General features: G+C 34.1%; 6 protein-coding genes. 1 reads left to right on the top strand and 5 read right to left on the bottom strand.

The features are described 5' to 3' along the window. The 5 genes from HRU50_RS15885 to HRU50_RS15865 all read right to left on the bottom strand — a co-directional run. A partial coding sequence (locus HRU50_RS15885; RefSeq protein WP_296352283.1) for a hypothetical protein occupies positions 1 to 968 on the bottom strand: 968 nt, incomplete at its 3' end. Further along, entirely contained in the window at positions 968 to 3,145 is a 2,178-nt protein-coding gene (locus HRU50_RS15880; RefSeq protein WP_296352281.1) for a general secretion pathway protein GspD, read from the bottom strand. The genes HRU50_RS15880 and HRU50_RS15885, both read right to left, overlap by 1 nt. Before the next feature lies 1 nt (position 3,146). Further along, positions 3,147 to 4,550, bottom strand: a complete 1,404-nt coding sequence (locus HRU50_RS15875) for a GspE/PulE family protein (protein WP_296352285.1) — start codon at positions 4,548 to 4,550, stop codon at positions 3,147 to 3,149. Positions 4,551 to 4,554: 4 nt separating this feature from the next. After that, a complete protein-coding gene (locus HRU50_RS15870) occupies positions 4,555 to 5,037 on the bottom strand; it encodes a hypothetical protein (RefSeq protein ID WP_296352279.1) in 483 nt (160 codons plus the stop codon). Continuing rightward, complete coding sequence (locus tag HRU50_RS15865) at positions 5,037 to 5,429, bottom strand: prepilin-type N-terminal cleavage/methylation domain-containing protein (RefSeq protein ID WP_296352278.1); 393 nt, start codon at positions 5,427 to 5,429, stop codon at positions 5,037 to 5,039. Before HRU50_RS15865 ends, HRU50_RS15870 begins: the two co-directional genes overlap by 1 nt. A gap of 247 nt (positions 5,430 to 5,676) precedes the next feature. On the opposite strand from HRU50_RS15865, the gene HRU50_RS15860 reads away from it, so the two are divergent. Further along, positions 5,677 to 8,045, top strand: a 2,369-nt coding sequence (locus tag HRU50_RS15860; RefSeq protein ID WP_296352276.1) for a hypothetical protein, incomplete at its 3' end; no start/stop codon positions are given.

Raw genomic sequence — 8,045 nt, 5'->3', positions numbered from 1 at the left:
CAGTAAAATAGATTGAGGTATCTATGAACAATTTCATTAACGTAAAATGACGATTTGGAGCCATTATTTTTGAGAAGATCTTCCACTAACTTTTGCTTTTTAGAAACGACCTTATCTAAAGATAAAATATGTGTTTTAGTGGACTGATTCACTTGTGACAATTGTCTCAATTCGCTCACCTCATTAAAGTAGTGATTAAAAAAGAAAAAATTCACCAAAAGCAAACCAAGGATAAATAGACCAGACGTTCTTAAAAATAGATTAAAAAATCGGGTTTGATGATAACTATCTTTTAAAGTGTCCCTTTGATCCGATAAGTTCGTTTGTATTGAATTAGTATTAAGCAGTAACTGTAAAGCCCCGGAAAATGATAAGAGTTGTTTATTCTTAATCCTTAAACCATTAATATGGTAGATTTCATTGGTAGTTTCTGATTTTTCAATTTGTGTAATGCGATGCTTCTCAAGAGTTATCTTAGAATTTGAACTAAAGACAAATTCTTTGTTTAGAAACTGAGAAATAGTGCCTACTAAATGATGACCTAAAGAGATATTAGTAATGTGAAGATTTAAAATATGATAAACCTCAATAATTTTCTCTACATATTCCTTTCGGCACAAGCTTATAAAATGCTGTTGCTCTTGAGATAAAATTTCATAATAAAAGTCATTTAAGTTGATGTTTGGAAATGCTTTGTAGACTAACTTTTTGGTGTCTTGTTGTTCACTTACAATGTGTTTAGATAACACCTTATCGTTATTCAATACTAAAAACAGTGGTGTATGTTTTTTTAGTTGCTTTTGGAGTCCCTTAATAGCATCCACCTCGAAAAAGCTATCTACTACTAGTTCTTTTTTAGATCGCTTTAACCTAGTGGTATAAATGACTTCTTTACCATTAACAGTAGAGAGCTCAACACCACAAAACGAGTTGCCGAATTTAAAATATGAAAGCAATTTTTCTTTCATTAGTAAATCACTGTAGGTTTAATTAATACCGTAAGTTTTGCTTTTCGTCCTTCACGAACACGTTTACTAAACAACCACTTTATTAATGGTATTCTCGCTAAAAACGGTACACCAGAACCGGAGTTGTTGGTAGAGTTTTCTTCTAAACCACCTAGTACGGCAATATCTTGATCCTTCATACGAATCAGTGAAGTAAACTCTCTCGATACAATATCAGGTGGTGCATTTTCTGCAATACGTGCGCCAAATGACGACTGAATAACACTTATGTCTAAAGTGACTTGACCATCACCAGAGACCAAAGGTTTAATCGTTAAACCAAGCTCCGCATCTATCGGTACAAAATTCTCAGCACGTTGTGTGATTGGGTTAACTGTTCCAATAATATTTTGATCAACTACTGTATAGTAGGAAGTTTGACCATTAGAGAAATACGCACGATGGCCATTAAGCGTGGATAGTCTTGGAGTAGAGCGTATTTTTAAATCTCCATTAGTTTCCATGGCTTTTATAGTGGCGAAGAAATTAGGCACAACACGACCAATATTTAATGAACCAAATCCATTGAAGTTACCAATAATTCGATTCACCGTACTAGCACCTAGTGTCAGGTCAGCCTCAGGAAATAATGCGCCTTGAGTGGTAGTTGGTTCATTTCCGATACCCCAACTCACACCGGCTTCCACAGTTGATGTGCGGCTCACTTCTAGTATCATAACTTCAATAAGTACCACAGGAACAGGCTTATCTATTTTATTGATAAATTTTCTAAAACGTTCGATGTTTACACTCGTTCCATTGACATAAAAGCTGTTCAGTTCAAAATCAACTTTTATATCTAAATCTTGCTTCACCTCGTCAGGTAAGATATTTACTAGTGCTTCAGCCTGATTTGAATAGTTGTTGAAATTACCCGTATTATTGGTGTTTAATTGATTTCTATTCCCAAAATTAGTATTCAAACCATTTTGATCATTGAAGTTTCTATTACTGAAGCTACCGTTGGAATTGATACTATTGTTAAAACTTCTTCCTGCATTTCTTCGCATGTTACCACCTTGAGGATCTGATAATAATTCAACGGATCGATGCTGTAATTGAATGATCGCAACTTCTCTAACACTTAATTGATCTTCAGTACCGAAGTAATACACATCATTCTCCTTTTTGAAACTAAAACGTTTTGAGCTTTGTGCATTGCTAGGTGAGTTTCTGTTACTGATTTCAGTATTGCTTGGTTTAGGTGTTAAAGGTTGTGATTCAAAAAGTTTATTTAGGAGTTCATCAAAAGTGATGGATCTGGCTTTAAATGTCGCTATTCCAGCGTCATCAAGTGGAGTAGCGGTGAATACATTGATATTAAGTTCAGTACCAATATCTGTGATAATGTCTCTAATCGGTGTATTGCTAAAATCCACTTCAAGCTCTTGACGTTTTCTATCTTTTATATTAAAAAAGAAATTAGACGATCTGCGAAGGACTGGTCGTGATTGTGTTTGATTGTCTTTTTGTGAATTGGTATTAGTGACAATACTATTATCTTCAAATACATAGAAACCTTCTTTAGATTTCTCTACAAATAAGTTATTCGCAAACGCCAAATTTTCCATAGCTGCATCAAAAGGCATATTTTGAATGTATGATGTTACAAGTCTATTATCTAATCCAGGTGAAAACACTAAGTTCTTACCAGATTCATCCATAATACGTTTAAATACTTCATATAAGGCATCACCTTTAGCATTTATTGAAATGGTATCATCTAATGGATTATAATTAATTGGAATAACTCGAATCTCTGGCTCTTCAATATCTTTAACAAAACGTTTTACAGACATAATAGTGCCCGTAAATTCAATGGTAAGTTGATACTCTTTACATAAAAATACCAATAAATCAGAAACCACAACATTCGGAAAACTAGGTGAAATGGTTTGAGTATTTAATTCTTGCGCAGGGTTGATATTTAATTTATGAACTTCAGCAACAGCAAGAAGTAAATTAGACAAGGTCAAATTGTTGACATTAATCTCAGTTTTAAACACATCATTTAAACCAGTGATATCAGTGGATAAGACCTCTAATTGATTTCGAATTTGTGCAATACGTTGTTGCTCATCGTTTTGAGCAAATGATACACTAATACAAAAAAGGAATATATATATTAAATTTTTCATTCTAATCGGATAATAATGCATAGACTTCATCTACAGAAGTGATACCTTGCTTTATAAGTTCAATGGCATTGTGCTTTAATGTTTTGATATTGTGTTCTTTGATATAATTATCAATTTCTAAATCATTATCTCTAATATGATTGATTAAAGTCTTATCTATTGGTAAAATTTCGTAGATGGCTTTTCGACCTTGATAACCTGTATGATAACAGTGGTTGCATCCGACAGCTTTGTAATGCATAGATAAATCGTTAGGTATTTCGAAATGAGATGGAAAAATATCTTTTGAGACTTTGACTTCTTCTTTGCAATGGTCGCATAATTTTCTGACTAATCGTTGAGCGACACTAGCGTTCAGTGTGCTTGCAATTAAAAATGGTGGTATGCCCATATCAATTAATCTTGAAATGGTTGCCCAAGCCGAATTGGTGTGAATTGTAGAAAGTACCAAATGACCAGTTAAAGCAGCTCTGATGGCCATATTAGCTGTTTTAGCATCTCTAATCTCACCAACCATTATAATATCAGGGTCCTGACGCAAGAAAGTACGGAGTGTACTTGAAAAGTCTAAACCAATATTCTCCTTAAGCTGGACTTGATTGATACCTTCAAGCGTATACTCAATAGGATCTTCAATGGTTAAGATATTGGTTTGATCATCATTTAAGTGTTTTAAAGTACCGTACAAAGTCGTTGTTTTGCCTGAACCTGTTGGGCCGGAGATTAGGATAATGCCATTGGGTTTTTTAATGGTTTCATGATATGTCTTTAATTCACTTTTGGTAAATCCTAAGTCTTCAAGATTGATATGGGTAGCATCCTTACTTAAAATACGCAACACCATTTTTTCTCCATGTAAGGTTGGAAGAGAGGATACACGAATATCAAATTCGTTAACATCAGTCTTTATAGTAATACGACCATCTTGAGGCAAGCGTTTTTCAGAAATATCAAGACCAGCTTTTATCTTCAATTTGTTGACAATAACCGGATACTCTTGCGATGAAATTACGAATTGCTCTTTAAGTTTTCCATCTAATCGAAAACGTACACGGCATTTATGTTCGTATGGCTCAAAATGAATATCACTACTTCCTATATCTTTGGCAGTTAGAAGAAGTTTTTCAAGAAAATCAGCACTGTAATGCAGATCTTTAGACTGTCTGTTATTACGTTGTCTAAAGTTTACAGTGAGATATTGTTGTATATGCTCAGTTTGGGTTTCGATAAGTGAAACCTTTTGGTTCAATACAATTTCTAACTCCTGTTTTAGAGCTTCAGATACTTGGTCAGATTTAAAGTGTAGAATACCATTATCTGAAGATACAGGAATAATTCTGTAGTGATAAGCCTGTTCACTAGATACAAGCTGCAAAAGATCCGTCGCTATGTCAAAATTCTCTATCAACTTAAAATATATATACGGATTCTAAAAATCCTGTCCAATAGGCACAATAGGCTATAGCGAAGAACAAGCTCAAATATCCAGCGAGAGGTACGGTATCTATTTTTGATTTTTGTTTTAACGCAAGATGCAATAACAAAGAGAAGATCATCCCAAAAACAAAAAGTACAATAAAGGTCACATTAGAAAATGTGAAGGTTAAAGCAAGAAATAAGAGCCCATCGCCTAAGCCAAAGGTTTCTTTAATAGAAGTCTTGAGTCTTATTTTGGAATACAATCCGACAACTACAAGTAAGAATAGAACAAATCCAATATTAATACTTAAGGTGATTAATAGTGTTTGCTGGATGATGTTATGATACATCAATATACCAGAGCAGATGGCAATTATTGGAAATAGAAACCAATACACCAGACGTTCTTTAACATCTTGAAAGAATACTAGAAGGAAACTTAGTATTAGTATGCACTTAACGATGATAAGCATTAATCTTTAATTATTTGTTTTGGTGCACCATTCTCGTCAATTTCCCAAACGTTTAAAATACCATCACCATCAAAATCTGTAACAGCTTCGGCTCTGGCTTTAAAGCTATTATTTGTTGCACTCGTAATTTCATATTTATAGTTTGCCCTTCCACCTTCTTCAACAGTTTTAGGAGCTTCAAAATCGATTTCACTTAAATCCATTGAGTACTTCGAATACATATAGCGGTAGGTCATTTGAGAATTATAGATATGACCTAGCTGAAGTTGCGCTTCAGTGCTCTTAGCTTTACTAATTAACGGCATTAAATTAGGGAGTGCGAGTAGTAGTAATATACCAATGATTACAAGTACTACTAGAACTTCTTGCAGGTTATAGGCTTTTAGTTTCATCTAAAATAAATAAAACCTCAAGTTAGGCATATAAGACTACAATAATCGATAAACTCCCTTATTGCTAATAAGGCTTTACCTTATTTTTTAAAGAGAGAAACATCTAATATTTGAGGTGAAGATCTTTCAAAAGTTTTGTAGATGAAATTCTAAGGAGATGGATTACTTATTGTAAGGGCTTTTCTTTAATCATGATCTGGTTAGGAGGTAATTTTAAATGGTAATATTTAAATAAAAAGTCTTTCATATGAAAAATCGTTTAATGTGTTATTTTGGTGTCGCATTATGTTTTATGATTGGGACATCTAATGCTCAAGAATTGCCTAATATTGTGCCGCCAACGCCTGAAGCTGCATCTCTTGGTAAATTTACAGAGGTCCCTGTATCTCATTATACAGGACTACCAAATATTTCTGTTCCTATAGCATCCTATGAGGTTGGGGGCAAGTCCTTCCCAGTTTCTATAAGTTATCATGCGCGTGGATTAAAAGTTGAAGAAAGTGCTTCTAGAGTGGGGTTAGGATGGGCCTTAAATGCTGGTGGTCAAATTTCCCGACAAACAAGAATGAAAGCTGATGATGCGTCCTATGGTTTTTTTGGGAGTAGTATGGCAAGTGATTATGCTAACCTTCCTACTGATTCTACTTTAGTAAAACCTTATTTGGAGACATGTTGTTCAAGCTCGGGCAGTTTTGATCCTGATAAGATTCCAGATCAGTTCAATCTACAGATAGGATCCGTATCAGCAAAGTTCATATTTAATTATAAAGATTCGAAACCTTTGGTGCAGAACTTTGATGATATTATTATCAATGAAATCAGCACACCTAATCGTTTAACAGGATTCGAAGTCATTGATAAAGAAGGTTTCAAATATACATTTACAAAGACCAATAGTAGTTCACCAGAAGAGAGCTATATTTTTACTGAAAATACCTCGACTTACACTTCAAATAATGGTACGGGCATACCAGTTGTAAATTCTTGGCATATTACCACAATAGAAAGTCCAGATGGTGATATCGCCAACTTTATTTACCATGAAGAAATTATTTATTCGATAAGTCGATCTTACGATGAATACTATCAAAATCAACAAGGGACCGGACATAACAGTCATGCCAGTAGAACTAAGCTAATTCAACAACAGCTCAAAGAGATTCGTTATAATTATAGTGGTGATGGTGCAACTTATAAGAAGATAGTTTTTGAAGGAATTGATACAAGACAAGACGTAAGACTAAATGGATCTAATTATCCAAAAGAGCTTGATGAAGTAAAATCTTATGATAGGCATGGTCAAGTGATTTCTTCCTTTAGCCTCCATCATAGTTATATGAATAGTAATGAAACAAATAACTATCATGAGTTATTAGTGCAATTAGATCCTTTATCTTCTAAGAAGAGATTAGTACTTGATTCAATAACTGAATATGGCCAAAATGGAATATCTAAGCCACCATATAAGTTTGACTATAATAATACACCTTTACCAAATAAATTCTCTAACTCGCAAGATTTTTGGGGATATTATAATGGATCTAATAATGGACGTTTTTTAAACTTTGGAGGTAGTAGTCGCATTGTAGATACCATATATGCGGAAGCAGGAATGCTTAAGAAAATAAGCTATCCAACTGGTGGAAGCACGCGATTCTCATATGAGCACAATCGAGGTTACAGAGGTCAAGAATATTCAGATATTACTTTTCCAATGATTAACCCAGTGGGACTGAATGATGAAGTTAGGTTGACACATTTGAGTGATCAATTTTACAATGGAACTGCTTATGTTAGAGACTTTACAGTTGGTTCCATGTCTGGGTTTGCAACAATCAATATTCAACTACCTGATTGGACGAATTTATCAAACTCGCCAAATCCTGGATATGATCAAAATGTGCAGTGTTCTAGTACCAACGCACCTACTAATTGTAATTTCCAAATTAAAGTAGAGAATCTAGATAATAGTACTATTTATAACCTGTATACAAATTCTTCTCCGATTAGTCTACCTCAAGGAAACTACAGGTTAACAGTAGATCCAATAGTGAATAATTGGCAGCTACCACCTTATACATTAGAGGAAAGTTTGATTCATTCATTTATTGTAAGTCTCACTTGGAGTCAGCAAGTACTAGGTGAAAATGGGATCTTATATTCTTCGGGTAAGCGCATCAAACAAATTGAATTTTTAGACAGTGGTGATAACGTGGTATCTAAGAAAACTTATGATTATAATGATTCAGGTGTGATATTAAGTGTTCCATATTTTGCAGTCCCACATCATATTTTTGGACAGCTAGGTGGGCTTTCAGGTGGACCAGCGATTCCAGGAAGTCCTTTTAATACGTATCAAGGAAATACAATTGGTTATCGCTTAGTAGATGAATATTATGGTGATAAAACTGAAAATATTGGTAAAACTTCTTATCGTTTTTTAGTGACCCCAGATAGTGGTGATTATTTGTCTTTTCCTGTGACACCACCAACAGATAATGAATGGTTGAGAGGACTACCTATAGAAGTTATCCATTATAAGAGAACAAACACAGGTGCTTATCAAGCAGTAAAGAAATCAGAAACCACATATTTATGCGCAAATGATAATCATGA

This window comes from Winogradskyella sp. (assembly GCF_013213835.1).
Taxonomy (GTDB): Bacteria; Bacteroidota; Bacteroidia; order Flavobacteriales; family Flavobacteriaceae; genus Winogradskyella.
Note: the sequence above shows the minus strand (reverse complement) of the source record. Positions and strands in the feature narration are given on the sequence as shown.

Bases quoted from the DNA above. Each gene is read 5' to 3' on its own strand.
- HRU50_RS15880 (WP_296352281.1), bottom strand. From the start codon at position 3,145: ATGAAAAATTTAATATATATATTCCTTTTTTGTATTAGTGTATCATTT.
- HRU50_RS15870 (WP_296352279.1), bottom strand. From the start codon at position 5,037: ATGCTTATCATCGTTAAGTGCATACTAATACTAAGTTTCCTTCTAGTA.
- HRU50_RS15865 (WP_296352278.1), bottom strand. From the start codon at position 5,429: ATGAAACTAAAAGCCTATAACCTGCAAGAAGTTCTAGTAGTACTTGTA.